We start from the raw sequence: 26280 nt of genomic DNA on the forward strand, positions 1-26280 counted from the left end.
TGGTTCGCGTCCCTGAGCGACGCCCGCAGGCAAGGGAACGACCTTCGTCCTCGCCCCCGCCGACCGCCCGACCTGACCTCGACGGCTCGGCGATACTGGGGGGATGGTGGACGACGAGCGCTGGAAGGCGCGTTTCCGGGCCGCGCGGATCAGCCTGCCCCGATGGGCGCGTGACGCCCCGAGCCGCAGCATCTACCGCTCCAACGTGAGCGGGACCTGGGAGGTCTACACGTGGGACCGCGAGACGGGTGAGCAGCGCCAGGTGACCGACCGTCCCAACGGGACGTGGCAGGGAACCGTCGACCCGTCAGGCGAATGGGTGTGGTGGTTCGCCGACACGGACGGCGACGAGTTCGGCGTCTGGAGGCGCGTCCCGTTCGGGGAGACCGAGAGCGTCCCGGCCGTCCCCGAGCTGGAGCCGTCGTACCCGTCGGGGCTGGCCCTGGGCCGCAGCGGCCTCGCCGTGATCGGACGGACGACCGGGGAGGGCAACACCGTCCACCTGTGCCGCGCGGGCGCCGCGCCGGAGGTGATCTACCACCATGCGGAGGACGCCCACGTCGCCGGCGCCTCGCGGGACGAGTCCCTGATCGCGATCGGGCACAGCGAGCACGGCGACAGCCGCCACATGGCGCTGCGGGTCGTGCGGCAGGACGGCTCCCCCGTCGCCGACCTGTGGGACGGGCCCGGCAAGGGCGTCTACGGCGCCGGGTTCGCCCCGGTCGACGGCGATCCGCGGCTCCTGGTCCACCACGAGCGGCGCGGACGGGACGAGATGCTCATCTGGGACCCGGTCGCGGGCACCGAGCAGGAGATCGTCCTCGACCTGCCCGGCGAGATCGGCGCGACCTGGTACCCGGACGGGGCCGCGCTGCTGGTCTCCCACTCGCACGAGGCGCGCGACGAGCTGTACCGCTACGACCTCACCGACGGGGGCCTGACCAGGATCGACACGCCGCGCGGGGTGCTCGGCGGGGCGGACGTCCGGCCGGACGGGACGGTCGAGTTCTCCTGGTCGTCGGCCGCCGAGCCGCCGGTGATCCGCTCGACGTCCGGCGCGGTCGTGCTCACCCCGCCCGGGCCGACGGCGCCGCCGTCCGTCCCGGTCGAGGACGTGTGGGTGGACGGCCCGGCCGGCCGCGTCCACGCGCTGGTCAGCAGGCCGGAGGGCGACCGTCCCCATCCGACCGTCTTCGACGTCCACGGCGGCCCGACCGCGCAGGACGACGACTCCTTCGCCCCCACCGTCGCCGCCTGGGTCGACCACGGGTTCGCGGTCGTCCGCGTCAACTACCGGGGCTCGACCGGCTACGGCTCCGAGTGGCGCGACGCCATCGAGGGGCGCGTCGGCATCACCGAGCTGGAGGACATCAAGGCCGTCCGCGACTGGGCGGTCGAGTCGGGCCTCGCCGACCCGGAGCGGCTGGTGCTGACGGGCGGGTCGTGGGGCGGGTTCCTCACCCTGCTCGGGATCGGCACGCAGCCGGACGACTGGAGCGTCGCGGTCGCGGCCGTTCCGGTGGCCGACTACGTCGCCGCGTACGAGGACGAGATGGAGGGCCTCCAGGCGTTCGACCGGTCCCTGTTCGGCGGCTCGCCCGAGGAGGTCCCGGAGCGGTACCGCGAGTCGTCCCCCATCACCTACGTCGCGCAGGTCAAGGCGCCGGTGCTGGTGCTGGCGGGGGAGAACGACCCGCGCTGCCCCATCCGGCAGATCGACAACTATCTGGGGCGGCTCGCCGAGCTGGGGCTCCCGCACAAGGTGTACCGGTACGACGCCGGCCACGGCTCCCTCGTCGTCGAGGAGCGCATCACCCAGATGGCCGCCGAGATCGGCTTCGCCCGGAAACATCTCGGCATGTCGTGATCTTTCCCCGGGACGGGCGGGACGCCCCGCCCGTCCCGGGTTTACAAGATCGACCCTTCGGGCATCCCTCCGATCGGCCGCACGCACCACCGGTCCAGCGAGGACCGGCTCTCGCCCCCCGGACATCACCGATCGGGGGGATCTCTCATGCCACGGCCGTGCAGCATCCATCGCGTCATGCCGTCCGGGTGCGGCCGGGCGCCCGGCCTCGCCGGCCACCCGGCCTTCCGCCGGGCCGCCGCCGCGACCGCCCTCGCCACCGCCGCCACCACGCTCGCGCTCGCCTCTCCGCGCGCGTCCGCCGCGACCCGCCCTCCTCCCGGTCCGCGTGCCGCGTCCGCCGCCGGGCCGCCGGCCCCGGCAGGGCGCCTGCTCCTCCCCGCGCCCGCGTCCCGCCGGACGACCCGGCTGCCGGCCGCGCGGAAGAGGACCGTCCCCCCGCGGGACGTTCCACCGGACCTGCCGGGCTCGCAACGCCTGGACCAGCAGTTCGCCGAGTACGCGCTGCGGGCGAGCGGCATCGGCTGGCGCTCCACCGGCGGCTGCTCCGACCGGACGGTGCGGACCTGCACCTCCTTCGAGGGCATCCGGTGGGGGACGATCAAGAGCCTGATCGAGTTCGCGGAGTCGAGCGGCTGCGAGGTCACCGTCACCGGCGGCACCGAGCACGGGCACGCGGGCGGCACCTACAGCCACGCGAACGGCTACAAGATCGACATCGCGACCGGAGCCTGCGTCGACGAGGCGGTGCGGCGCTACCCGTTCACCGGCGTGCGGGGGGACGGCGCGCGGCTCCACCGGTCCCCCGGGGGCGTCGTCTTCGCCCGCGAGAAGGACCACTGGGACATCACGGTCAGGCGCGGACCTCGCGGATGATGCCCACCAGTTCGCGGGTCACCGACTTGAAGCCCGGAATGCGCGACATCGCGACCATGCGGTTGACCAGCGGGACCGTCCGCTCGACGAGGAGGTAGGTCTTGCGGCAGCCGGGGGAGCTGTCGTGCACCCAGTACAGCACGATGCCCATCGAGTAGATCCACAGCAGCTCGGGCAGCTCCGCCCGGAACTCCCTGTCGACCTTCAGGTCGGAGCCCTCGACGACCTCGCGGTAGATCGCCACCGCCGAGTCGCGGGCGGGCCCGGACTCGGCGCTGAACGGGTTGAGCGGGCTGGTCGGCTCGGCGGCGAACTTGAAGAACTTCCCGGCGAACTCGTGGTACGGGACCATCGTGTCGACCCGGGCCTTCAGGACGCCCAGCAGCCGGGGCGCGAACTCGCGCTCGCTGTCCAGGACGGCCCTGCAGGCGGCGACGTGCTCGTCCTGCAGTTCGTCGTAGTACGCCTGGATCAGCTCTTCCTTGGACCCGAAGTAGTAGTAGGCGTTGCCGACCGAGACGCCCGCCTCCTTGGCGATCGCCCGCATGGTCGTCTGCTCGTATCCGCGCTCCCGGAACAGGCGCAGCGCCGTTTCGACGATCAGGGCGCGCGTCTGCTCGGACTTCACGGCCTTCGTCTCGGTCACGCATGCCACCCTAAGCCCGAGTACGGCCTTCCGCTCGTGCCCCCGCCCGCCGTGCGGCGCAACCCGGCGACCGCGCCCGGTGTTCACGCCGTATGACCAATGCCCTGGAAGCCCTCGAACGTTTCTACGCCGCCGAGGCGGACTACCTCGCCGCCGGCGGCCCCGGCAAGGGGGACTTCTCCGTGATGGCCGCCCATCTCACCCCTGACGTCGTGATGCACCAGGCGCCGAGCCTCCCCTACGGTGGGACGTGGCGCGGCCACGACGGCATGGAGCGGTTCATGGCCGTGATGAGCGAGCTGTGGTCGGACCTGACGTTCCGCGAACAGCACTACGCGGTGGACGGCGAGACGGTGATGGTCCGCAACGACTGCGTCTTCCGGGCCCGCGCGACCGGGCGGGAGGTGGACACGTCCGTCCTGCAGTGGATCACGGTACGGGACGGCCTGGTCAGCGAGTTCCGCCCCTTCTACCTGGACACGGCCACCGTCCTCGCGGCCCTCAACGGGTGAACTCGGCGGCGACCATCTCGGCGATCTGCGCGGTGTTCAGCGCGGCGCCGTTGCGGAGGTTGTCGCCGCAGAGGAAGAGGTCGAGCGCCCGCGGATCGTCCAGCGAGCGCCGCACGCGACCCACCCAGGCGGGGTCGGTACCGACGACGTCCGCGGGCGTCGGGAACTCCTGCGTCTCCGGGTTGTCGCAGAGGACGACGCCGGGCGACCCGGCGAGGACGGCCTGCGCCTCCCGCTGGTCGACCCGGTCCTCGAACACCGCGTGGACCGACAGCGAGTGCGCCGTCACCACCGGGACGCGGACGCAGGTCGCCGTCACCCGCAGGTCGCGCAGGCCGAGCACCTTCCTCGACTCCTCCCGGATCCTGAGCTCCTCCGAACTCCAGCCGCCGTCGCGCACCTCGCCCGACCACGGCACGACGTTCATCGCGAGCGGCGCCGGGAAGGGCCCGAGCTCGCCCACCGCGCGGCGCAGGTCGCCCGCCCGGTTGCCGACCGCGCGGTCGCCGCCGACCTTCTCCATCTGCTCGTACAGGGTGTCGACGCCCTCCACCCCCGCGCCCGACGCCGCCTGGTAGGACGACACGACGAGCTCGCGCAGCCCGTACCGCCGGTGCAGCGCACCGACCACCATGACCAGCGAGAGCGTGGTGCAGCTCGGGCTCGCGACGATCCCGCGCGGGCGCCGGCGCACCCGTTCCGGGTTCACCTCGGGGACGACGAGCGGCACGTCCGGCGCCATCCGGAAGGCCCCGGAGTTGTCGACCGCCACGGCGCCGCGCTCCGTCGCGACCGGCACCCACCGCGCGGCCACCGCGTCCGGCACGCCGAACACCGCGATGTCGACGCCGTCGAACACCTCGGGCGCCAGCGGCGCCACCCGGGCGTCCGCGCCGCGCAGCGGCAGCGTCCGCCCCGCCGACCGCGGCGAGGAGACCAGCCGGATCTCCCCGTACACGTCGCGGCGGGTGGACAGCAGATCGATCATCACGGCCCCGACGGCCCCCGTGGCTCCGACGACGGCGAGCGTCGGCTTGCCCGTCCCCCTGCTCCTCGCTCCGGCCGGCCGGGCATTCGGGGCCATGGTCGCGTCACCCTCTCGCCGTCGAGTCGTGTCCGCACGTCCAACTTCCGCCGCGCGCGGGCGGTTCCCCAGGCGACCCTGCCGGCGCGGGCCAGGGGCGTCAGCGTCATGCGCCACAGGACGGCACCGCGAAGCGGGCCGCACGGATTCCGTGCGGCCCGCTGAGGCGTGCGGTCAGCGGCCGGTGCCCCCATAGACGACGGCCTCGACCTGCTCGGCGTCCAGGTCGAACGCGTGGTGCGCGGCGGCGACCGCGGTGTCGATGTCGTCCTGGGCGACGACGACCGAGATCCGGATCTCCGACGTGGAGATCATCTCGATGTTCACCCCGGCCTCGGCGATCGCGCCGAACAGCGAGGCGGTGACGCCCGGGTGCGAGCGCATCCCCGCGCCGATCAGCGACACCTTGCCGATGCGGTCGTCGTAGCGCAGCGACTCGAAGCCGATCTTCTCCTTGACCTTGTTCAGCGCGGTGAGGGCGCTCTGCCCGTCGGTGGACGGCAGCGTGAACGAGATGTCGGTGCGCCCGGTGGACGCCGCCGACACGTTCTGCACGATCATGTCGATGTTGATCTCGGCCTCGGACAGCACCGTGAAGATCGTGGCGGCCTCACCGACCTTGTCGGGCACCCCGACCACGGTGATCTTGGCCTCGCTCCGGTCGTGCGCGACGCCGGAGATGATCGCCTGCTCCATGTCCTGTCCTTCGATCTCGCTGCTGTCGACGACCCACGTCCCCACCTTCTGGCTGAACGAGGACCGCACGTGGATCGGGATGTTGTAGCGGCGCGCGTACTCCACGCAGCGCAGATGCAGGATCTTCGCCCCGCTGGCCGCCATCTCCAGCATCTCCTCGTAGGAGATCTTCGGGAGCTTGCGGGCGGCGGTCACGATCCGCGGGTCGGCGGTGAAGACGCCGTCGACGTCGGAGTAGATCTCGCAGACGTCGGCGTCCAGGGCCGCCGCCAGCGCGACGGCCGTGGTGTCGGACCCGCCGCGGCCGAGCGTGGTGATGTCCTTGGTCCCCTGCGAGACGCCCTGGAACCCGGCCACGATGCAGATCGAGCCGCCGTCCAGCGCCGTCCGGATCCGTCCCGGCGTCACATCGATGATCTTGGCTTTGCCGTGCGAGCCGTCGGTGATGACACCGGCCTGGGAGCCGGTGAACGAGCGGGCCTCGTGGCCCAGGTTCGCGATGGCCATGGCCAGCAGCGCCATCGAGATCCGCTCGCCGGCGGTGAGCAGCATGTCCAGCTCACGGCCGGGCGGCAGGGGGCTGACCTGCTTGGCCATGTCGATGAGGTCATCCGTCGTGTCGCCCATGGCGGAGACCACGACGACCACGTCGTTGCCCGCCTTCTTCGTTGCGACGATGCGCTGGGCGACCCGCTTGACGCCTTCGGCGTCGGCGACGGAGGAGCCACCGTACTTCTGCACGACAAGAGCCACGAGTGGGCGCTCCTCGGATCGGGGTCGGGCGTTTCTGGTCGTCGAGTCTACAGAGCCGCGGCCCATGGATCACGACCAGGTAACTCTCTCGCCGCCGCAGCCCACCGGACGCGCCCGCCTCCTCGGGCACGTCTCCGGCCCGACCGGTTATTACGAGTGTCTGACGTGCGGCTCCCCGGACTGGCGGGCCGGCGGCCATTGATCTTTGGATAGCGATCATGGCAAACCTCTCCACGGCCGCCGCGGGCCGCCGCCTCGCCGCGCTGGCCGCCGCACCGCTCCTGTTCGGCCTCGCCACCCCCCTGGCCGCGCAGGCCGCCGCCGTCGCCGTCGAGTCGACGAGCGTTTCACCGTCCACCATCGGCGCCGGTGAGGAGGCACTCCAGAAGGTCACGCTGACCGAGCCCGCGCCCGCCGGAGGCACCGTCGTCGAACTGCGCGACCTGACCGAGTTCGGGGACCCCAACTACGCCTGGTCGACCGGCCGCAAGGTCACCGTCCCGGAGGGCAGGCGGACGGTCGCCTTCCCGATCCGGGTGGAATCGGAGGACAGGACGACCGTCACGCGCCTCCAGGCGTCCGCCAACGGGACCGCGGCGGAGACCGCGATCACCGTCGAGCCGCCGAACTGGAGCGACCAGGCGGTGACGGGCTTCTGGGTGAAGCAGCAGTACGGCCAGGCGTTCGCGGTGACCGGCACCACGGTGACCGGCACCGTGCACATCACCGCCCCGGCGCCCGTCGGCGGGCTCGCCGTCGACCTCCGCAACGACCCGGTCTGGAACACCACCGCCTACGCCGCGCCGTACGTCGTCGTGCCCGCGGGCGCCACCAGCGCCACGTTTCCGATCAGGGCCACCGCCGACAAGGAGCCGCGGTACGTCGGGATGACGGCGGACCTCGGCAACAACGTGCTGACCTCCAGCCTGATCGGGGTGCCCGCGCAGTTCTCCGTCGGCCAGGTGAGGGAGATCCGGAACACGCCCGGATACTGGCCGAACCACGGCACGGTGGGGCTCGGCGACATCTGGCACCCGTTCGGCGCCGTGATCAGGCTGGCGAGCGACACGCCGGGCGTCACCGTCCCGTCCGAGCTGCGGCTGTCGTCCTCCGAACTCGGGCGGACCTTCCCCGTCGAGGTGGATCCGTCGGTCCCGATCGGAACCAAGGTGAAGATCACCGCTAGCTGGGTCCTCGGCCCGTCCCCGGTGACGACCGAGATCACCATCCAGGACTGACCGCCCGCGGCCGCCCGGAGGGCCCTGGCGTCACCGGCCGGTGGCGTGGCCCTGCGCGGCGGCCCGGGCGGTATGGACGACCGTGGCGCAGAATGTACGCGCCATGGATTCCCGATCGCCAATGCGCGCGAAAAACTCGGCAGTAAGGGCGGTGCAGCGGGCGAGTGCAGTATCCAGGGAGTGCCGATGTGGCGCCGGCTATCGCGGATACGCGAATCCCGTTCGACTAAAAGGTTCCGCGAACAGCCTAACTGGGTCCTCTGTGAGGGCGTGCAGGCGAACGCCTTGGAATTGGACGCCCAACTGCCCCCCGAGGGTACGCATCCGCCTTCCACCGAGCAGGCGCAACTCATCTCGAACGCCTGCCTGGCCTTGGACAACGCCTGCCGCGTCATCGAGTCCTACGAGGACTCGCGGGGACGGACCACGACACAGGTGGACGCGGCCCAGATGCACCTCAATTCCGCGCGCACCATGTGGTTGCGGACACTTCCCCCCGAGGACCTCATCCCCCACCTGCCGGACCTGATCTCCATCGTCAAGCAGCACCTCCCTCCGGACGACACTCGCCGGATCGCCGCCGAGAAGGCCGGGTGGGAACTGCAGCGTGCGAGTTCGGTGAACCAGGCGGCCCACGACGGAGCAGGCCGGAACCACTGGTGGACGGTGACGCGCGGCGCCGACCGCTCCTCGTCGTTGTCGATCCCGCAACTGGCGACCGTGCTGGACGCGGTCGACGCCGCGCGTGAGGCCTCCCTGAGGGAGAGGCTGCGCGCCGCGAATTTCGCGCGGATCGTCTTCATGACGGCGCTCGCCTTGGCCTGCCTCGCGTTCGTCCTCGCCGTGGCCGGGGCCATCTGGAAGTCGGCCGCGCCTCTGTGCTTCACGCCCGACAACGAGATCGCCTGCCCCAGCAGGACCGAAAGCCTCGCGGGCGGGCGCTCGCTGGACGCGGTGGCCTCGCGGGGGGACTACGCCATCGTCGAGATCGCCGGTCTGACGGCGGCCTGTATCGCGGCGGCCACCGCTCTCCGGAAGGTCCGGGGTTCCACGACCAACTACGGCATCCCCGTGGCGCTGGCCTTGCTGAAACTGCCCACCGGGGCACTCGTGGCCGTGCTCGGCATCATGCTCCTGCGCGGCCAGATCGTGCCGGGGCTGAGCGCTCTCGACTCGTCGGGCCAGATCATCGCCTGGGCGGTCCTGTTCGGCTATTCGCAGGAACTGTTCACCAATTTCGTGGACAAGCAGGGCCGCCAGATATTGGAGGGCGTGCACGGCACCGCCGATCCGAAGACGCCCCGGGAGACCTCCGCTTCGGAGGCCGCGGCGACGGCCGCGGCCGCCGTGACGGCACCGGTGTCGCCGCCGGGGACGAGCGGCGGCGATGGCCGGTCCTCCGCGAGCACGAAAAGTGAGACCACCACTTCATGAGGAGGCGATCGGCATGACCCAGCAGAACGTTCAGGAAGCGGTACAGGCTCCGCCTTGGCCGGGCCGGTTCCTCGCCCTGATGAAGGGCGACGACGTCCGCACCTGGCAGGACAAGATGCTCAAGCGCGGCTGGACCAGCCTCGTGGTCGACGGCATCTACGGCACCCGCTCCGAGGAGGTCTGCGTGGCCTTCCAGAGGGAGAAGCAGCTGAACGTCGACGGCATCGTCGGACCGCAGACCTGGGAGGCGACCTGGAAGGCGCCGATCACGTAGCGCCTTCCGCGCTGCCATCGAGCGGGCGTGCCGGCCGGCGCCCGAGGTCACCTGCCGGTTTCACGGGAAACCTTCTCGGAAGGGAGGTGGCGTCAGAGCATCGGCGGCCCCTGCTCGATGCGGCGCAGAACGGGGTCGAGGCGCTCGTTCTCCTCGGTGCCGATGATCCGGCGCTCGTCCCACCAGGTGGCGCCGGCGTCGGCCAGGGGGCCGACGACGTCGCGGGCGTCGGCGGGGCTGGCGCCGCCGACGACGATCTCGAACGGCCCGTCGCCCTCCCGGTGCCGCCGGACGTAGGCGGCCAGATCGCGGACGTCGTCCGGGGCGGGCGCGTGGCCGTGGGAGCCGGGCCCGAACAGCGGGACGGCGCCGTCCCAGCGGGCGGCCCGCCGCATCGGCCGCCGGTTGGGCCAGAATCCGGCGATCCACACCGGCGGCCGCGGCCGCTGCGCCGTCGCGGGCAGCAGCGCCACGTCCTCGGCCCGGTAGTGCCGCCCGTGATGGGTGACCGGATCGCCGGACCAGAAGCGTTCGAGCAGGCCGAGCCCCTCGTCCAGGCGCTCGGCCAGCACGGCCTTGTCGGTGGGCTCGCCGAACGCCCCGTACTCGTCGGCGACCGGACCGCCGAGCCCCGCCGCGAAGATCACCCGCCCGCCGCTGAGGACGTCCAGCGTCGCGACCTGGCGGGCCAGCTGCTGCGGACGCCGCCGCGGGACCGGCGTGACCAGCGTGCCGAGCCTGATCCGGCTGGTCGCGAGCGCCGCCGCCGTCAGCAGCATCCACGGGTCACCGAAGGACTTGCGATCGCTCTTCACATGGACGACGTGGTCCCACACGAACAGCCCGTCCCACCCTGCCCGCTCGGCCGCCTCGGCGACGCGCGCGACCGTTCGGGGGTCGGCGAAGTCCCCGAAGTTCGGGATATTGATCGAGTACCGCATCCCCGCATCCTGCGCCGTCCCCCGCGTCTACGGCAACCGGCCCGCGTCCACGCCGTCCTCGACAAGGAGATCGTTCCCGCCCTGGAAAAGGCCCGGACGCCCCGGCCATCCGCGAGCGCGCCGCGCTGCTGCTGAGCCAGACCCTCGGCACCGCCTACGGCGCTACCCGACTGCCCGCGACATCGCACGCACCTGCCGGCCACGGCTGAAGGATCGACCTGCCAAGTGCTCGGCGGGCCGGGACCGAACGTCGGGTTGAGGGGTTCTGTGGGGCGCCGGTGACACGAGGGTCGCCGTGCCGTAAGCGGTAAGAACCGTCCCGGCCACCGGACAGATCATTTTTGAGGACCACCCGGACGCGAGGTCAAGCGTCTATGTAAAGGCAGGCGTTGGCGGGATGTCGGGGCCATCTCGTCCACCGGGGATCCGTCGTGTCCGTGCCACGGTCCGGGGCGGTGCGGTGCGGCGGTGAGGGAGTCGATGGGAGAGCTGATGACCGGGTTCGACGAGTTGCCGAAGGTCCGCCGGGGACCGCTGACGTCCCTGTACGCCGCGCTGCGCCGGAAGGCCCCGCAGGTGGCGGCGGCGCGACCGGACGGCGGGGGCCCACTGCGCGTCTCCTACCGGGGGCAGGAGGCCCGGGTCGCCTGGGACGACGAACTCGGGCAGTTCGCGTGGCGCTCCGGAGGGAGCGGTCAGATCGGCTCGGACGTCGAGAAGGCGGCGGAGCTGATCGCGTGGGCACTCGGCGCGCGAACCGGCCCCGCCGCGTCCGGCTAGGCCGGGCACGGCCGGGTCAGGCGGGGGCGGCTTCCGTGGCCGCTTCCGTGGCGACGCCGAGGCGAGCGTCGGCGACGAAGGCGTGCAGCGCGCGCAGGGCGGCGCCGGCGTGGTTGCCCCAGTGGTTGAAGTAGGAGTACTGCCACCACCAGAGGGCTTCCAGGGGGCGGTCCTGGTTGTAGTGGCGGAGACCGTGGACGAGGTCGCTGGCGACGTCGACGAGGTCGTCCGAAAGCCGGTAGGACGTCGCCTCGGTGTCCTTGTAGGGGTCGAAGACCTCGACGTACTCGTCCATGGCCTGGAGGCGCTCGGCCAGGCCCTGCCGGATCGAGTCGAGGTCGGGGTCGTCGCCCACCTCGGGCTCCCAGTTGTCCGGGAGGATCACGTCGGCGCTGGCACCGAGCTGCGCCCCCGCCAGGATGACCTGCGACACCTCCAGCAGGAGCAGCGGGATCGTGTGCGTCCCGCCGTCGCCGCGGGCGACCGCCTCCAGGCCGTCCAGGTAGTTGTCGACGTGGCACGCCACGCGTTCGGCGAGGGCGTTCCAGTCCTGCGGGCTGTTGGAGTCAGACATCGAGCAGCCTCCGTCCTTCGAATGCGCGGCCCAGCGTGACCTCGTCGGCGTACTCGAGGTCGCCACCCACCGGAAGGCCGCTGGCCAGTCGGGTGACGGTGATGTCCATGGGCTTGACCAGCCGGGCGAGGTAGGTCGCGGTCGCCTCGCCCTCCAGGTTGGGGTCGGTGGCGAGGATCAGCTCGGTCACCGCCCCGTCCGCGAGCCGCTGCATCAGCTCGCGGATGCGCAGGTCGTCGGGCCCGACCCCCTCGATCGGGCTGATCGCGCCGCCGAGCACGTGGTAGCGGCCGCGGAACTCGCGGGTCTTCTCGATCGCGACGACGTCCTTGGACTCCTCCACCACGCAGATGACGTGGGGGTCGCGGCGCGCGTCACGGCAGATCCGGCACTCCTCTTCCTCCGCGACGTTCCCGCAGGTTTTACAGAAGCGGACCTTGTCCTTGACCTCCTTGAGCGCCTTGCCGAGGCGCTCGACGTCGGCCGGATCGGCGGCGAGGAGGTGGAAGGCGATCCGCTGCGCGCTCTTGGGGCCGACGCCGGGCAGCCTGCCCAGCTCGTCGATGAGGTTCTGAACCACCCCTTCGTACAACGGACCCCTCCTTTACTGGTCGTCTTCTGCCCGCGGCCCGGTTCAGGCGCCGCCGAGGCCGGGGAAGCCGCCGGGGATGCCCCCGCCGCCGCCGAGCCCCTGGGCGAGCGGGCCCATCTTCTCCTGCTGGAGCTCCTGCGCCTCGCGGGCGGCGTCGCGGATCGCGGCCAGCACCAGGTCGGCGACCGTCTCCGCCGTGTCGGCCGGGTCGTCGGCGTCGATCGCCTTCGGGTCGATCGACAGCCCCGTGACCTCGCCCTGCCCGTTGACCGTCGCGGTCACGAGCCCGCCGCCGGCGGTCCCCGTCACCTCGGTCTCCGCGAGCTCGCGCTGGGCGTTGAAGAGCTGCTCCTGCATGGCCTGCGCCTGCTGCAGGAGTTCCTGCATGTTCAGCTGACCACCGGGTTCCACGGTGCACTCCCTCTTCCGGCCCCCGAGGGCCTTCTCTCTGGCGCTCCGCCAGCCACCGGACGTCCGTCCCCCGAGACTACGGGTTTCCAGGCCGTTTCGGTACGCGAGGACCCCAGCGCGCCATTTCGGAGGCACATCCGGGATTTCGCCGTCCTCCCGGTCCCGCCGCGGGGCGCCGGCCGGCGGCCTAGGAAGCCGAGTTGTCGATCTCGCGGATGATCTGACCGCCGAGTTCGCGCTGGATGAGGGCCATTCCGCTCATCTCGGCCTCGGTGCCGTCGGCGTCGGCGTCGCCCTCCGGGTCGACCTCGTCGCTCTCGTCCACGGGAGGGGGTTCGTCCGGCGGCGGAGGCTCGTCCGGCGGCGGAGGCGGCGGTTCCGGGGCCCGGTCGGCCCTCGGCGCGGCCGGTCGCGCGGACGGCTGGACGGGCGGCCTCGGCTGCGGTGCCGGGTTCGGTGTGGCCGCCCCACCGAACCCCGCGCTAGGGCCCGGCCTCGCCCCCGGTGATGACCCGCCGGGGGCTCCGCCGACGACGGTCTCTATCCGCCAGTCGACGCCCATCCGCTCCTTGAGAACCTCGCGCAGGACGGCGTCGCGACCGCCGTTGACGAATCCGAGGCGGCGTCCCTCCGCGTCGAAGCCGAGGGTGAGGATCCTGCCCTCGAGCGAGATCGGCTGCACCCCGGACATGATGACCATCCAGGTGGCGCGGCTCTTCTGCTTGACGGCCTCGACGACGTCCGGCCAGAGCCGCTGGATGGTGGAGAAGTCCGCCCCTCCACCTCCCGCACCGGACGCGGCCGTTGCGGGTGGCGCGCCGGCAGGTGCGGGCGGTGCGCTGGAGGGTGCGGGCGCGCTGGAGGCGGGTCGGGCGCCGGCCGGCGCGGCCGGAGGCTGGGCTGCCGTGGTCGGGCTGGCCGTGGCCGCGGCCGGAGGCTGGGCTGCCGTGGTCGGGCTGGCCGTGGCCGCGGCCGTGGCCTGGGTGGCGGTGGTCGGGCTGGCCGTGGGCGGGGTGGCGGTGGTCGGGGTGGCCGCGCGGTTATCCACAGAACTGGATTCGGCGGGTGCCGAGCCGGGGCCGGGGTTGCCCGCGATCGGCGCCGCGGACGCGAAGGCCTGCGGCAGTGGGTCACCGCCCTGCCCGCCGCCGAAGCCGCCCTGGCCGGCCTGGCCGGCCTGGCGTTCCAGACGGTCGAGGCGGGCGAACATGGACGCCTCGTCCTCGTACGCGGCCGGCAGCAGGATCCGGGCGCAGATCAGTTCCAGGAGCAGCCGCGGGGACGTGGCGCCGCGCATCTCCGTGAGCCCGGTGTGCAGCAGGTCGGCCGCACGCGTCAGCTCCCCGGGCCCCATCGAGGACGCCTGGCGCCGCATCTGCTCCAGCTCGTCCGGCGGGAAGTTCAGCAGCCCCGAGCCCCCGGCCTCCGGGACGTTCACCAGGATCACCAGGTCGCGGAGGCGTTCCAGCAGGTCGGCGGTGAAGCGGCGGGGGTCCTGACCGCTCTCGATCACGCGGTCGATCGCGGCGAACACGGCGGCGCCGTTCCGGGACGCGAAGGCCGCGACGACCTCGTCCAGCAGCGCGGAGTCGGTGTAGCCGAGCAGCGACACGGCCCGCGCGTACGTGATGCCCTTCTCGTCCGACCCGGCGAGGAGCTGGTCCAGGATCGACAGCGTGTCCCGCGCGGAACCGGCCCCGGCCCGGACGGCCAGAGGCAGCGCGGACGCCTCGTACGGGACGTCCTCGCTCTCGAGGATCTCCTCGACGAGGTCCTGGAGGACGCCCGGCGGGATCAGCCGGAACGGGTAGTGGTGGGTCCGGGACCGGATCGTCCCGATGACCTTCTCCGGCTCGGTCGTCGCGAACACGAACTTCAGGTGCGGCGGCGGCTCCTCGACGAGTTTCAGCAGCGCGTTGAAACCCTCGCGGGTGACCATGTGCGCCTCGTCGATGATGTACACCTTGAAGCGCGCCGCGACCGGGGCGAAGAAGGCCCGCTCCCGCAGGTCGCGGGCGTCGTCCACACCGCCGTGGGACGCGGCGTCGATCTCGATCACGTCGATGTGCCCGCTCCCGGACGGTCCGAGCGCGACGCACGAGTCGCACGTGCCGCACGGGTCGGGGGTCGGCCCCTGCTCGCAGTTCAGCGAGCGGGCGAGGATCCGGGCGCTGGACGTCTTGCCGCAGCCGCGCGGCCCGCTGAACAGGTACGCGTGGTTGATCCGGCCGTTGCGCAGCGCCTGCTGGAGGGGCTCGGCGACGTGTTCCTGCCCCTTCAGCTCGGCGAACGTCGCTGGCCGGTACTTGCGGTACAGAGCCAGACTCATCGGGGGTCCGCCCTCCCTCGAGAAGCAGAGCGTCAGAAGCGCCGTGTCGCCGTGGACCGGCCGTCGCGGACCGGTCGCCGTGAAACCAAGGGACCCCCCGCACACCCGCCAGAGCCTGCTTATCCTTGCTGCCTTCCGGCCCTGGGGAGGTTCACAGGGTGACGCCGTGCGAGGGGTCTACCCAAAGTCTATGGCATCCCCGGCCCCGGATCGCCACGCATTCCGGCGTAGTCTCCGCCCATGCCCGCCTCTCCCCAGGACACGCTCCTGCACATCGCCGAACGAACCCACTGGGAATCCGCCCGGAGCATCGGCGTGGCGTACACCATGTCCACCCTGGGCCGGACCCTGGACGAGGAAGGCTTCATCCACTGCTCGTCCGACATCGCCCAGGTGGGCGGCGTTCTGGGCCGCTTCTACGGCGGCGTCTCCCGCGACGACCTGGTCCTGCTGGTCATCGACGTGTCCCGCCTCGACGCGCCCGTGCGCTACGAGCCCGCCGGGGACGAGTTGTTCCCCCACGTCTACGGACCGATCCCGGTCGACGCGGTTATTGATGTCAGGTCACTGCCCGAGAACCGGTAGGCTACCCCGTGGAGGATTCGCCTAGTGGCCTAGGGCGCACGCTTGGAAAGCGTGTTGGGTTCACGCCCTCACGAGTTCGAATCTCGTATCCTCCGCTCGCCTCGCCAGGCGGAACACGTTGAGGGCGGCACCTACAGGTGCCGCCCTTCCGCACTTCTGGGCGCAGGCGCCTTGCTTCGGCTGAGCATCCTCCAGTCCCCACGCGCGCTGGGACCTGTGCGCCCGTGAGCGGCAACCGGACGGCCAACGGTGACAGCGGGCCGCCGTAGGAGACGAGGCCATCGCCGTACGGCGTTCGGATGCGGCCGGCGCGCGTGGTCGGCGCCGGCCGCGTCCTGTCCGGAGCTTCTAACCCTCTTCGTCGGCTTGCGCGGCTTCGTCGGCCACCTCCGCACGGGCTTCACGGAGCTCGTCCAGCGCGATCTCGGCCTCGATCCCGAAGTGGTGGCGGCAGGTCCAGGCTTCCAGAGGGGGGCCGCCCAGTGATCGTTGCCGCCATCGGTAGGCGCGCCGCCCTCCGGGGGTGAGCATCAGTTCGGCGTCTCTGCGGTAGTCCTCGAAGTCGTCGAGGTCCGGGTGGGTCGAGTGGTCGCACGCCGGGACGTCGTCGCAGCGCCGCGCGGCGGCTTCGAGTGCCGTGATGATCTCGTCCAGGACCTCGACGGACTCGACCCGCTCGGAAACGGCGTAGGGAAGCAGCGCGCAGTTGGCGACCACCAGGCCCGGCAGTTCGGGCGTGTCCTCGCGCGCGGCCTCCAGCAGGGCACGGGCCTCGTCGACGAGGATCTCGTACGGGTCGCCGTGGGGGTGGTCATAGATCACGCCGGAGAGGTACTCCAGCCCCCTCCCGACACTTGCGGGGGCCCGAACAGGGACATCGTCGAAGGTGCCGGGGGACACCGCCTCGGCCGCGGCCCGCGCGAACCCGGCGACATTGCGCGGGCAGCTCCACCGGCCGGGATCGTCCAGGGGCGGACCGGCGCCCACGACTCGCAGCGCCATCTCCTCCGGGCGGAACCTCCAGTTGAGATTTTCGACGTCGAAGTCCGTCAGATACGGGTGATCGGCGTGGTCGCAGGGCGCGCCGCCCAGCCGCTCGGCCGCCGTGCTCAGGGCCGCCGCCACGGGCGCCCCATCGGGCAGAGCCGCTCCCTCCAGACGAGCCGTCAGCGTGAGGACGCCCAGTGTCCACGCCAGGGCGTGCGGACCCTGCGGGGCGGCGTCCAGTTGGGCGGCCGCTCCCTGTATGAGGTCCGTGTACCGCTGCGAGCGGACGCCTACGGTCTCGGCCCAGGCGGTGGCGAGGGCGCGCCAGGCATCGGGCGTATCCGGAACGGCCGATGGATCGATATCGGTCATGCCGTTCCGACGAAAAGACGATCACACTGGTTCCGGCCTGGACTTCGGGGAGGGCGGGGTCACTGGCCCAGGGGGGAGACGGGGCGTTCGAAGAACGTCTCCAGGACGACCGTCGCCTTCGTCCCGCTGACGCCCTGGATGTCGTAGAGCCGCCGCAGGACGTCCTGGAGCCGCGCGGTCGTCGACGTCCGCACTTTGACGAGCACGGACGCGCTGCCCGCGACGACGTGGGCCTCCTGCACCTCCGGTATGGCGGCGAACTCGGCGGCCCGGTCGCCCATCCAGACCGAGGAGTCGATCAGGGCGAAGGCCAGCACGCCCTGGCCGAGCGCGGCCGGCTCCACGTCCACGCTGGTCCGCCGGATGACGCCCCGCTCGCGCATCTTCCGGACCCGCTCGTGGACGGCCCCGGCCGACAGGCCCACCGCCGTGCCGAGCGCCGCGTAGGAGCGGGTGGCGTCCTGCTGGAGGAGTTCCAGCAGCTGACGATCGATGTCATCCACGTTCCTCACAGGATGACTGTATCGCGTACGATCATCCCGAAGTTGGACTGAATAATCTTCAGTGTTATTGGCATGACGCGAGACATTGCCCAGGTAAGCGGCCAACGGGTTGGACGAGATTCTGGACGATCGCTTCCGCGCCGGACGCCGCGCCGAAAACTCCGAGTGATCGGGAACCGACGCGACCCGGCGCTGCCGCCTCGCCTCGCCGCCGCATCCGACATGACGCACCTGCTTCAGTTTCGAAGTTCTTGCTTCAATTTCGAAGCACTGCTACGCTGACGCATGTGCTTCGGTTTCGAAGCACATGCTCATCGGAAGTGAGGCGTCCCAAATGAAGGCAGTGCGATTCCACGAGTACGGCGAGCCCGACGTCCTCCACTACGAGGACGTCGACCTGCCGGAGCCCGGCCCCGGGCAGGTGCGGGTGCGCGTCGCCGCGACGTCGTTCAACGGCGTCGACGGCAACATCCGCGCGGGGTTCATGCAGGGCCCGATGCCCCTGACGTTGCCGCACATTCCCGGCCTGGACGTCGCGGGAACGATCGACGCGCTCGGTGAGGGCGTCGGCGGACGTGAGATCGGCGACCGGGTCGTCGGTTTCCTGCCGTTCGTCGACGACGGCGCCTCGGCGGAGTACGTCCTCGCGCCCGCCGAGAGCCTGGCGCCGGCTCCGGAGGGCATCCCGCTCGCCGACGCCGCGGCGCTGCCCCTGGTCGGCCTCACCGCGTGGCAGGCGCTCTTCGACCACGCCGGGCTGAAGGCCGGGCAGCGGATCCTGATCAGCGGCGGCGGCGGAGCCGTGGGCGGCTACGCGGTGCAGCTGGCCAAGGCCGCCGGCGCGCACGTGATCGCCACCGGCAGCCCCCGCAGCGTCGAGCAGGTGAAGGCCGCGGGCGCCGACGAGGTCATCGATCACACCGCGACCGAGGTGACCACCGCGGTGACCGGGCCGGTCGACGTCCTGCTCAATCTCGCGCCGATCGATCCCGCCGAGTACGCGGCGCTGGCCGGCCTGGTCCGCGACGGCGGCGTCGTGGTCGGCACGACCGTGTGGATGCCCGCCCCGGCCGACGAGGAACGCGGCGTGCGAGCCGTCGACGTCTACGTCCGCAGCGACGCCGGGCAGCTGGCGGAACTCGTGGCGCGCGTGGACCGCGGCGCGCTGACCGTCGACGTCTCCGAGCGCGTCCCGCTGGCGGACCTGGCGTCGGTCCACGCCCGGGCGGCCGCGGGGGCTCTCCCGGGCAAGGTCATCGTCCTGCCGGCCACCGCCTGACCCGCCCTGGGTGCTGGAGCGGCACCGAAGTCGGCGGCGACCGCCGCCCGGCTCACGAAGATCACGGTGATTAGGCTGCGATCATGGACTTCGACCTCACCACGGGGACGACGGCCGGCATCGAGTCGCTGGGACCGTTGTGGCCGGCGGTGCTCGAACACCATCGCCGCGTGGTCGGCGAGCGGTGGCCGGTGCGCGGCGCCGCCGACTCCGGGGAGCAGTGCCGCGCGCAGTACCGGGCCTGGCTGTCGGAAGGCCCATCACGACGCGGTGCGGCTGTACGAGCGCAAGGGCTTCGGCTCGTGGAGCCGCGAGCTCCTCGCCCGCGTGGACGACTGACCGGCACACGGCCAAGAACTGAGCACCTCTCGAACGCTTGGAGAAGGACATGACCGTCGACCGTGAACTCGTCGAGGCGGCCGCGCGTGTGGCCGCCGAGCACAGCCGCGGGGACGAGCACACGGTCGCGGCCGCCGCCCGCGCGCGGGACGGGCGGATCGTCACCGCGATGAACGTCCACCACTTCACCGGCGGCCCGTGCGCGGAGCTGGCCGTGATGGGCGCGGCCGCCGCCCAGGGCGCCCACGATCTGGACATGGTCGTCGCGGTGGGGGGCGGCGAGCGCGGGGTGATGTCCCCCTGCGGACGGTGCCGGCAGGTGCTCTTCGACTACTTCCCGTCCATACGCGTCATCGTCGACATGGGAGGAACGCTGCGCTCCGTGCCCGTGACCGAGTTGCTTCCGGGTGCCTACATCTGGTCTGACCACCAGTCGTGAGCGGCCACACCACCCCGCCCGGTATTTAGTCACCGGCGGGCTGAGCTGCGGGGTAACTGGTTTACCGGACGCGGAAAGCAGAGTGACGCATGTTGTTGCGCGCCTTCTCCGCGCACCGGCGAGCCCTTAGACTCGAAGTGTGATCTTTAAGGCGGTGGGTGAAGGAAGGCCCTATCCGGAGCACGGTTTCTCGTCCCGGGACTGGGCCAAGATCCCCCCTCGCCAGGTCCGCCTCGACCAGCTCGTCAGCACCAAGCGGGAGATGGATCTCCAGTCGCTGCTGTCGAAGGACTCCACGTTCTACGGTGACCTGTTCCCCCACGTGGTCCAGTGGCAGGGCGAGCTCTACCTGGAGGACGGCCTGCACCGGGCGCTCCGGGCGGCGCTGCACCAGCGGCTCGTCCTGCACGCGCGCGTCCTCGACCTGGACGCCGTCGACATGTCCTGATCAGTGGGTGCGGGCGGGCTCCGGCGCCGGGAGGGCCTTCGGCTCCACCAGCGGCGCCGCCGGCCGGGCCGGGTGGACGAACCCGGGCCGCGCGGCCAGCAGCCCGACCACGACCTCCGGCACCACCAGGACGAGCAGCAGGCTCACTGGCACGTTCCAGCCGCCCGTGGCGTCGTGCAGGACGCCGACCGCGAGCGGGCCGGCGGCGGCGAGGAGGTAGCCGCCCGTCTGCGCCATCCCCGACAGGCCCGCGGCCGTCGCCGGGTTCGGCGAGCGGAGGCTGAGCAGCGTGAAGGCCAGCGGGAACGCGCTGCCGGTGCCGATGCCGAGGATCACGACCCACGTCCATCCGGCGGACGGGGCGAGCAGCAGCCCGACCAGGCCGACGACCATCGTGGCCGCGACGGCGACGACGAGGGGGCGCTGGTCGCGCAGGCGGGCGGCGAACACCGGCACGAGGAAGCCCAGCGGGATTCCGACGATCATCATGGTGGAGACCATCATCCCGGCGGTGGCGGCCGGGTGGCCGGCGTCCCGCATGATCTCCGGAAGCCACGACAGGAGCACGTAGAACATCAGCGACGCCAGGCCCATGAACGCGGCGACGGACCAGGCGGTCGGGGAGCGCAGCAGCGATCCCCCGGCGCGCGGGGCGGTGACGGGCGGCGTCGGGGCGCGGCGGCCGCGCAGGGCGAGCGGACCCCACACGAGCGCGGCGACCAGCGACGGGACGGCCCAGACGGCGAGCGCGAGCCGCCAGCCGCCCGCCTCCTCCAGCGGCACCGCGAGCCCGGCGGCGACCGCGCCGCTGGCCGCCATCAGCATCATCGCGAGGCCGGTCAGCGAGCCCAGGCGGGACGGGAACGCGCGCTTGATCACAGCCGGCATGAGGACGTTGCCCATCGCGATCCCCGCCCCGGCCAGGACCGTTCCAACGAACAGCGAGACCGGGGACTGCACGACCCGCAGCACGATCCCCGCCGTGATCATGACGAGGGAGCCGGCGATCGCGGTCTCGGTGCCGAACCGGCGCGCGACGACCGGCGCGGCGGCCGCGAACACTCCCAGGCACAGCACCGGCAGCGTGGTGAGGACGCCGGTCTCCGCGCCCGACAGCCCGAACGCGTCCCTGAGGTCGCCGAGCACCGGCGAGATCCCGGTGATCGCGGCACGCAGGTTGATCGTCAGCAGCACCAGGCCGACGAGCGACCACACGGCCGCGGCCCGGGAACCCGGAGTCGTAGAGCTGTTCATGTCACCTTCGCTGTTCTTCGGTCGCTTCGAGCGCAGGGTCTACTGCGTCAAGCCGGTTCTTCCGCGTTCCGGTGCCGATGTCCCGCCTGTCGCCGGGCACCACGACGGCCGCCCATGGGGTGGCGGGTCACGCCCCCGGCCATGGTGCTGGCTCGCGCTCCCGCGCTAGGTCTCCTGCGGAGCCGTTCCGGACGGGGGGACGGTCGAGGCGAGGATCTGGTCGAGACACGCGTGGGTCGCCCGGGTGGCGGCGTCGGCGTCCCCCGCCTCGATGGCCGCGGCGATGGGGCCGTGCGGGACGTCGGCGTGTTCGAGCAGGCTCCCGGCCGCGCCGATGCTGGCCCGGAGCGCCGCGCTGAAGTCGCGGTACAGCTCCGTCAGGACGCGGTTGTGGGTGGCCTCGACCACGGAGGTGTGGAATTCGAGGTCGGCCTCGACGAACGCGGAGTGCTCGCCCGCCGCCCATGCCGCGTCCCGGCGGGCGAGCGCGACCGCGATGGCGGCGATGTCGGCGTCCGTGCGCCGGGTGGCGGCGAGCCTGGCCGCCTCCACCTCGAACCCCCGCCGGACCTCGAGGATCTCGACGAGTTCCGCGGTCTCCAGCCGCCGCCTGACGGCGCCGGACAGCTCGCTCGTGGCGCGCACGTACGTCCCGTCGCCCTGGCGGCTCTCCAGGAGCCCCGCGTGGGTCAGCGCTCGCACCGCCTCCCGGACGGTGTTGCGCCCGACCCCGAGCGTCTCCGACAGCACCGGCTCCGGCGGGATCTTGGCGCCCACCGGCCATCCGCCGCCGGTGATCTCGCCTCTGAGCTGGTCGATCACCTGGTCGACGAGCGACGACCGCCGTGCCGTCCGCAGAGTCACCCGAACCTCCAGTCAACCAGTCATCCCATGTCTGAATCATACGACATCCATGACCCGTGCTTTATTCCACCCCACCGCCGTCCGGTTCGCGGAGACGTCCGAGCAGCGCCGGTCCCGGGGGCATGGCGTCAGCGCGGCGAACGAAGCGACGGCACGCCCCGATCGCAAGGCGAGGCGGCGCGCGTCTACCGAGCCGCCTCGCCTTCCCGCAGGCGAGCGGTCTAGTGGGGGGCGGTCAAGGGAACGCGGTTGAAGACCGACAGACCGGCCGCCTCAAGGGCCTGGCGGTAAGCGGTGGCGGCGCTTTCGGGGGACTCGATGAGTTCGTAGAGTTCGCCGAGTTCCCTGTAGAGGTGCGCCGCCGGACGTCCCTCGGGGAGGGTCGCCAGTTGCTCCGAGGCCGCGCGAAGGACGACTTGGGCCGCGTTGGTGTTCCCCTGGGCCACCCGTGCGCGGGCCAGGACCAGGCGGGCCAGAACAGTCTTCTGGGTGCGCACGCCCAGCTCGTCGGCGGGCTGGGGCGTCATGGTGCGTCCGCTCGTGGGGGCGGAGAGGGCCATGCCGGTGTCGAGGAACTGTTCGAGCGCGGCGATCGCCTCGTCCAGGTCTCCGACGAGGACGAGCGCGCGGGCCTTGGCGATGGTGCACTCGGTGGATTCGGCGTCGTCCAGGCCGGTCGCGTCCTGGAGGAGGGCGAGCGCCTCCCGGGCCGCTTCGCGGGTCCCTTCCTGACGCGGGCGTTCGAACCCGTACTCCCCGGAGGGCACCGCACCGGGCCGCGCGGCGGCGGAGAACGGCTCGACGCCCCTGAGCAGCGCCTTCGCCCCGGCGAGGGCGAGGCGCGCGTGGGCCTGCACGGGGGTCGTGTCCGTGCGCGCGGCAAGGGCCTGATCGGCGAAGTACAGGGAGTCGCCCACCGCTCCCTCCTCCAGCGCGCGCATGCTCGCCCGCTGGTAGTGGACGCCCAGCGGCTCGGTGTCCTCGGAGCCGACCGGATGCAGGAGGCGCCGCCCGAGTTCGTGGGCGCGGACGGGGTCGGAGCGATCCACATAGGCGAGCAGCAGGATGCGCCCGGCCTCGGTGTACTCGTGGCCGGCGTGGAGGCCGAGCCGCTCCAGCCGTTCGAGGGCGCGCTCGCCCAGCGCCACGGCCTGCCCCAGGTCGCCGACGGTGTGGTACGACCGGGCCAGCGCGATCACCGGGGGCAGCCAGCTCCCCCGGCCCGGGTCGCGTTCGGCCTGCTCGCGCAGCTCCTCGAACAGCTCGATCGCGCGGTCGGTGCGGCCCAGTTCCTCAAGGGCGCGGGCGCGGCCCAGCCGGGCGCGGCCCGTGAGGTCGGGATCGTCACTGCGGGCGATCACCTCGTCGAACCCGGCCTCGGCCGTGGCGGGGTCGCCGCGCAGCAGCGCCAGATGGGCGTGCCGCTCGCGCACCTCGAGGTGGGCGCGCTGCTCCGGCTCGACGCCCTCGGCGAGGTACTCGGGGGTGCAGCCGAGACGCTCGGCCAGCATGCGCAGGACGGTCGGCGTCGGCGTGCGCTTGCCCGACTCGATCAAGGAGATGTAGCTGTCGGAAAGGTCGTGACCGGCGAGCTGTGCCTGCGACAAGCGTCTGGTCAGCCGCAGGTTGCGGACACGTTCGCCGACATTGCCTGGACCCGGCATGTGGACTCACTTAGCGGAAGTAAACAGGCGGCTGGGGTGCCGACATGATTGCACATTGCGGGTTATCACACATCGAGAGCAAGGAAGCGACAGGAGAAGAGACCGGCCGGCAGGCCCGTGCGCACGGCGCCTCGGCGGGATTCGCCGGTTCGCGCCGGCGGGCCCTCCCGTCGATCGCGACGTCTGTCATTCGCCGACGGTATCCGACCGTCCGGGCAAGATCGCAGGGACCGCCGATATTGATCAGCCTCCCTCGCATTCCGGCCAGTACCGGACGGTCGGCCCCGCGTTCGGCGAGGTTGGGACCGCTCCCAGTGGTTCCGGCCGATGCCGGACGGCGCCGGCCCGCCCGACCTGAGCACCGCCGTGCACCGGCTTCCGGCCGCGCGGTCGCTGACGTGTTCCGGGAGCGTCGGGCCGCCCTGCATCGTCTCAGATCACCGCGAGGGCCTCGTCGTCCCCCTGCGGAAACGAGAAAGCCGGGCACGAGGTGCCCGGCTTTCCTCGTCGGCGACGGTGCGGAGCTATATCTCCCCGTCGGGGTCGTCGCCCTTGGGCAGCGTCGCGGTCGGGGCGTCCTGCGCGTCGGGGTCGGGGGCGTCCTCCGGCGGACGGCGCCGGCGCGGCGGCGGAGGCGGGGGGAGCGCCTCCTCGGGCGCCGGATTCTTGTTCGGGAAGATCATCTCGCAGACTTCGAGGTAGAGCTGCTCGGGGTAGGGCAGGAAGGGCACGTTCGTGAGGGCCTGGTCCTGACCGGCGGACTCCAGGACGAACTCCCCGTAGCCGAGCATGCGGCCCGCGATCGTCCGCTTGAAGCTCATGTCGGTGACCTTGGCCAGCGGCATCATCGCGACCTTGCGGGTGATGAGGCCCGTGGTGAGCAGCATCCGCTGGTTGGTGATGACGAAATAGTCGACGGACCACTCCGCCACCCGCCAGACGAACCAGGCGAGAAGGATCAGCCAGCCCCACCAGACCCAGCTGAAGACCGCGCCGCCGTTCTCGGCGAGCGTCTGGCTCAGCAGGCCCGCGAGGATCAGGCCGCCGAGCAGCAGGCCGACGGGGACCATCAGCACGGCCGGGTGGCGCCGCACCGTGATCACCTGGTTCTCGTGGGGGAGCAGGTACTTGTTGACGGACGCCGGCGCGGAGTCGCCGGGGGTGACGAGTCTCATGCGGCCTCAGGCGAGCGAGTTGACGAAGGTGGCGATGGAGTCGGCGGCGGAGGAGATGCCCGTCGCGGCGCTGTCCACCGTTTCGGCGGCGCCGTTCGGTTGCGTGATGACGTAGAACGCCACGAAAGCCGCGGCGGCCCACGTGAGGTACTTCTTGGCCGGCACGACTGCCTCCCGGAGCGTAGACCCACGGACCCCGGTTTCAGTTTCGCACAGCCCACACGGGCGGCAAAGCAGCGCGACGGCGCGCGCCGCACGTCCGCTGGTCAGGGCGCGTTGTCGAGCGAGGAGCGGCGCGCCCTGCGGCGCTTCTCGGCCGCGACCGTCGCCAGCACCTCCAGATGCCGGCGCGCGATCCGCTCCACGAGGTCGGGCGGAGCCGCCCCGGTCACCTCCTCGGCGCCGTAGCGCGCGGCGGAGACGCACCGTTCCACCGTGGCGGCGTTGTGGATCTCGTGGAACTCCTCGGTGAGCCGTTCGCCGATCTCGGTGTAGCGCGGAAGGTCGCCATCCCCTGGGTGAGCCATGATGTGTCCCCGAAGCTCGCTCGCGCCGTCCGGTCCGTGACGGTCCCCTGTGCCGGGACGGCGGAGGGGAACGCGCGCTCGCGTTCCGTAGAGGTGGTGGTACCCCATGCCGCTGGGAACGAACATCGCAGGTCACGTCGGGGAAACGGACTCCTGCCCGAGCGGTCAGACGACGCCGTAGAGCCGGTCCCCCGCGTCGCCGAGGCCCGGCATGATGAAGCCCTGCTCGTTGAGGTGCGAGTCGATCGCGGCCGTGACCACCTTGATGGGCGCCGAGATGTCGGAGAAGGCCTGCTCCAGGTACTTCAGCCCCTCGGGTGCGGCGAGGAGGCAGAGCGCCGTGACGTCGTCGGCACCGCGTTCGAACAGCAGCCGGATGGCCGCGGCGAGCGTCCCGCCGGTCGCGAGCATGGGGTCGAGGACGTAGCACTGCCGCCCGGACAGGTCGTCCGGCAGCCGCGACGCGTAGGTCTCGGCCTGCAGGGTCCCCTCGTCACGGATCATCCCGAGGAAGCCGACCTCGGCGGTCGGCAGCAGCCGCGTCATCCCGTCCAGCATCCCGAGGCCGGCGCGCAGGATCGGCACGACGAGCGGCTTCGGGCTCGCGAGCTGGACGCCCTGCGCCGGGACGAGGGGCGTCTGCACCGTGGCCTCGGCGACCCTGACGTCGCGTGTCGCCTCGTAGGCGAGCAGGGTGACCAGTTCGTCGGCCAGCCGGCGGAACGTCGGGGAGTCGGTGCGGACGTCCCGCAGGGTCGTGAGCTTGTGCGCGACGAGCGGGTGGTCGACGGCGAGGGTCTGCATGCGCTCACGGTAGCCCACCCCGCCGGGCGGTTC

Annotated in this window: 27 protein-coding genes, 1 tRNA gene, 1 other RNA gene and 1 pseudogene; 12 read left to right on the forward strand and 18 right to left on the reverse strand. The window is 72.0% G+C overall.

All coding sequences use genetic code 11. The features are described from left to right. Positions 1–103 precede the first annotated feature (103 nt). Together BKA00_RS27180 and BKA00_RS27185 are read left to right on the forward strand one after the other, a co-directional pair. Positions 104–1867 carry a S9 family peptidase gene (locus BKA00_RS27180; RefSeq protein ID WP_185029513.1) on the forward strand — a complete coding sequence of 588 codons (1764 nt, stop codon included), beginning with the start codon at positions 104–106 and terminating at the stop codon, positions 1865–1867. A gap of 147 nt (positions 1868–2014) precedes the next feature. Then, positions 2015–2743 carry a hypothetical protein gene (locus tag BKA00_RS27185; protein ID WP_185029515.1) on the forward strand — a complete coding sequence of 243 codons (729 nt, stop codon included), beginning with the start codon at positions 2015–2017 and terminating at the stop codon, positions 2741–2743. Here the strand turns inward: BKA00_RS27185 and BKA00_RS27190 are convergent. Further along, positions 2721–3389: a TetR/AcrR family transcriptional regulator gene (locus tag BKA00_RS27190; protein ID WP_185029517.1), complete on the reverse strand. Its 669-nt coding sequence runs from the start codon at positions 3387–3389 to the stop codon at positions 2721–2723. The two genes, BKA00_RS27185 and BKA00_RS27190, sit on opposite strands and share 23 nt — an antisense overlap. A 92-nt stretch (positions 3390–3481) precedes the next feature. On the opposite strand from BKA00_RS27190, the gene BKA00_RS27195 reads away from it, so the two are divergent. Further along, the gene (locus tag BKA00_RS27195; RefSeq protein ID WP_185029519.1) at positions 3482–3901 is read left to right on the forward strand and encodes a nuclear transport factor 2 family protein; all 420 of its coding nucleotides are present in this window, start codon (positions 3482–3484) and stop codon (positions 3899–3901) included. Here BKA00_RS27195 and BKA00_RS27200 read toward each other — a convergent pair. Next, entirely contained in the window at positions 3891–4985 is a 1095-nt protein-coding gene (locus BKA00_RS27200; RefSeq protein WP_185029531.1) for an aspartate-semialdehyde dehydrogenase, read from the reverse strand. The genes BKA00_RS27195 and BKA00_RS27200 overlap by 11 nt on opposite strands. A gap of 174 nt (positions 4986–5159) precedes the next feature. Further along, positions 5160–6434, reverse strand: a complete 1275-nt coding sequence (locus BKA00_RS27205; RefSeq protein ID WP_185029540.1) for an aspartate kinase — start codon at positions 6432–6434, stop codon at positions 5160–5162. 218 nt (positions 6435–6652) lie between these two features. Between BKA00_RS27205 and BKA00_RS27210 the strand changes: the two genes are divergently transcribed. From BKA00_RS27210 to BKA00_RS27220, 3 genes are all read left to right on the forward strand, one after another. Continuing rightward, a complete protein-coding gene (locus BKA00_RS27210; RefSeq protein WP_185029542.1) occupies positions 6653–7672 on the forward strand; it encodes a hypothetical protein in 1020 nt (339 codons plus the stop codon). 270 nt (positions 7673–7942) lie between these two features. Then, a complete protein-coding gene (locus BKA00_RS27215; RefSeq protein ID WP_185029544.1) occupies positions 7943–9106 on the forward strand; it encodes a hypothetical protein in 1164 nt (387 codons plus the stop codon). A gap of 13 nt (positions 9107–9119) precedes the next feature. Continuing rightward, positions 9120–9380, forward strand: a complete 261-nt coding sequence (locus tag BKA00_RS27220; protein WP_230298634.1) for a peptidoglycan-binding domain-containing protein — start codon at positions 9120–9122, stop codon at positions 9378–9380. 92 nt (positions 9381–9472) lie between these two features. Here the strand turns inward: BKA00_RS27220 and BKA00_RS27225 are convergent, their stop codons facing one another. Further along, positions 9473–10321, reverse strand: coding sequence for an LLM class flavin-dependent oxidoreductase (locus BKA00_RS27225; RefSeq protein WP_185029548.1), 849 nt, complete (start codon positions 10319–10321; stop codon positions 9473–9475). Between the two features lie 480 nt (positions 10322–10801). On the opposite strand from BKA00_RS27225, the gene BKA00_RS27230 reads away from it, so the two are divergent. Next, complete coding sequence (locus BKA00_RS27230; RefSeq protein WP_185029550.1) at positions 10802–11101, forward strand: hypothetical protein; 300 nt, start codon at positions 10802–10804, stop codon at positions 11099–11101. A 16-nt stretch (positions 11102–11117) separates the two neighbouring features. Here BKA00_RS27230 and BKA00_RS27235 read toward each other — a convergent pair whose 3' ends face one another. The 5 genes from BKA00_RS27235 to ffs form a co-directional block, all read right to left on the reverse strand. Next, positions 11118–11675: a DUF5063 domain-containing protein gene (locus BKA00_RS27235; RefSeq protein WP_185029552.1), complete on the reverse strand. Its 558-nt coding sequence runs from the start codon at positions 11673–11675 to the stop codon at positions 11118–11120. After that, entirely contained in the window at positions 11668–12267 is a 600-nt protein-coding gene (gene recR, locus BKA00_RS27240) for a recombination mediator RecR (protein ID WP_185029554.1), read from the reverse strand. The genes BKA00_RS27235 and recR overlap by 8 nt, the downstream gene beginning before the upstream one ends. 42 nt (positions 12268–12309) lie before the next feature. Further along, the gene (locus BKA00_RS27245) at positions 12310–12678 is read right to left on the reverse strand and encodes a YbaB/EbfC family nucleoid-associated protein (protein WP_089310737.1); all 369 of its coding nucleotides are present in this window, start codon (positions 12676–12678) and stop codon (positions 12310–12312) included. 187 nt (positions 12679–12865) lie between these two features. Beyond that, positions 12866–15007 (reverse strand): DNA polymerase III subunit gamma and tau, encoded by a 2142-nt coding sequence (locus tag BKA00_RS27250; RefSeq protein WP_185029556.1) that lies wholly within the window; start codon positions 15005–15007, stop codon positions 12866–12868. A gap of 85 nt (positions 15008–15092) precedes the next feature. After that, an RNA gene (gene ffs / locus BKA00_RS27255) (signal recognition particle sRNA small type) lies at positions 15093–15188 on the reverse strand. A gap of 59 nt (positions 15189–15247) precedes the next feature. Between ffs and BKA00_RS27260 the strand changes: the two genes are divergently transcribed. After that, entirely contained in the window at positions 15248–15592 is a 345-nt protein-coding gene (locus BKA00_RS27260; protein WP_185029558.1) for a DUF952 domain-containing protein, read from the forward strand. A 10-nt stretch (positions 15593–15602) separates the two neighbouring features. Next, positions 15603–15687, forward strand: a tRNA-Ser gene (locus BKA00_RS27265). Between the two features lie 253 nt (positions 15688–15940). Here BKA00_RS27265 and BKA00_RS27270 read toward each other — a convergent pair. Together BKA00_RS27270 and BKA00_RS27275 are read right to left on the reverse strand one after the other, a co-directional pair. Continuing rightward, positions 15941–16951 (reverse strand): hypothetical protein, encoded by a 1011-nt coding sequence (locus BKA00_RS27270; RefSeq protein ID WP_185029560.1) that lies wholly within the window; start codon positions 16949–16951, stop codon positions 15941–15943. 59 nt (positions 16952–17010) lie between these two features. Further along, entirely contained in the window at positions 17011–17463 is a 453-nt protein-coding gene (locus tag BKA00_RS27275; RefSeq protein ID WP_230298633.1) for an AsnC family transcriptional regulator, read from the reverse strand. A 325-nt stretch (positions 17464–17788) separates the two neighbouring features. On the opposite strand from BKA00_RS27275, the gene BKA00_RS27280 reads away from it, so the two are divergent. From BKA00_RS27280 to BKA00_RS27290, 3 genes are all read left to right on the forward strand, one after another. Then, positions 17789–18733, forward strand: a complete 945-nt coding sequence (locus BKA00_RS27280; protein WP_185029562.1) for an NADP-dependent oxidoreductase — start codon at positions 17789–17791, stop codon at positions 18731–18733. A gap of 388 nt (positions 18734–19121) precedes the next feature. Continuing rightward, positions 19122–19511, forward strand: coding sequence for a cytidine deaminase family protein (locus BKA00_RS27285; RefSeq protein WP_185029564.1), 390 nt, complete (start codon positions 19122–19124; stop codon positions 19509–19511). Positions 19512–19650: 139 nt separating this feature from the next. Next, positions 19651–19959: a type II toxin-antitoxin system VapB family antitoxin gene (locus BKA00_RS27290; RefSeq protein WP_185029566.1), complete on the forward strand. Its 309-nt coding sequence runs from the start codon at positions 19651–19653 to the stop codon at positions 19957–19959. On the opposite strand, the gene BKA00_RS27295 is transcribed toward BKA00_RS27290, so the two are convergent. From BKA00_RS27295 to upp, 7 genes and pseudogenes are all read right to left on the reverse strand, one after another. Further along, on the reverse strand, positions 19960–21213 hold the full coding sequence (locus BKA00_RS27295; RefSeq protein ID WP_185029568.1) for a CynX/NimT family MFS transporter: 1254 nt from the start codon (positions 21211–21213) through the stop codon (positions 19960–19962). A 165-nt stretch (positions 21214–21378) separates the two neighbouring features. Next, on the reverse strand, positions 21379–22077 hold the full coding sequence (locus BKA00_RS27300; RefSeq protein WP_185029584.1) for a FadR/GntR family transcriptional regulator: 699 nt from the start codon (positions 22075–22077) through the stop codon (positions 21379–21381). Between the two features lie 221 nt (positions 22078–22298). After that, the gene (locus BKA00_RS27305) at positions 22299–23741 is read right to left on the reverse strand and encodes a helix-turn-helix domain-containing protein (RefSeq protein ID WP_185029597.1); all 1443 of its coding nucleotides are present in this window, start codon (positions 23739–23741) and stop codon (positions 22299–22301) included. A 665-nt stretch (positions 23742–24406) separates the two neighbouring features. Beyond that, positions 24407–24916: pseudogene (locus BKA00_RS27310) on the reverse strand (PH domain-containing protein); the annotation flags it as partial. Positions 24917–24922: 6 nt separating this feature from the next. Then, a complete protein-coding gene (locus BKA00_RS27315; protein WP_185029606.1) occupies positions 24923–25081 on the reverse strand; it encodes a hypothetical protein in 159 nt (52 codons plus the stop codon). 101 nt (positions 25082–25182) lie between these two features. Continuing rightward, on the reverse strand, positions 25183–25443 hold the full coding sequence (locus BKA00_RS27320; protein WP_185029609.1) for a hypothetical protein: 261 nt from the start codon (positions 25441–25443) through the stop codon (positions 25183–25185). Positions 25444–25608: 165 nt separating this feature from the next. Further along, positions 25609–26247, reverse strand: coding sequence for a uracil phosphoribosyltransferase (gene upp / locus BKA00_RS27325; protein ID WP_185029610.1), 639 nt, complete (start codon positions 26245–26247; stop codon positions 25609–25611). Positions 26248–26280: the final 33 nt, after the last annotated feature.

The sequence above is a fragment of the Actinomadura coerulea genome (assembly GCF_014208105.1).
GTDB lineage: Bacteria > Actinomycetota > Actinomycetes > Streptosporangiales > Streptosporangiaceae > Spirillospora > Spirillospora coerulea.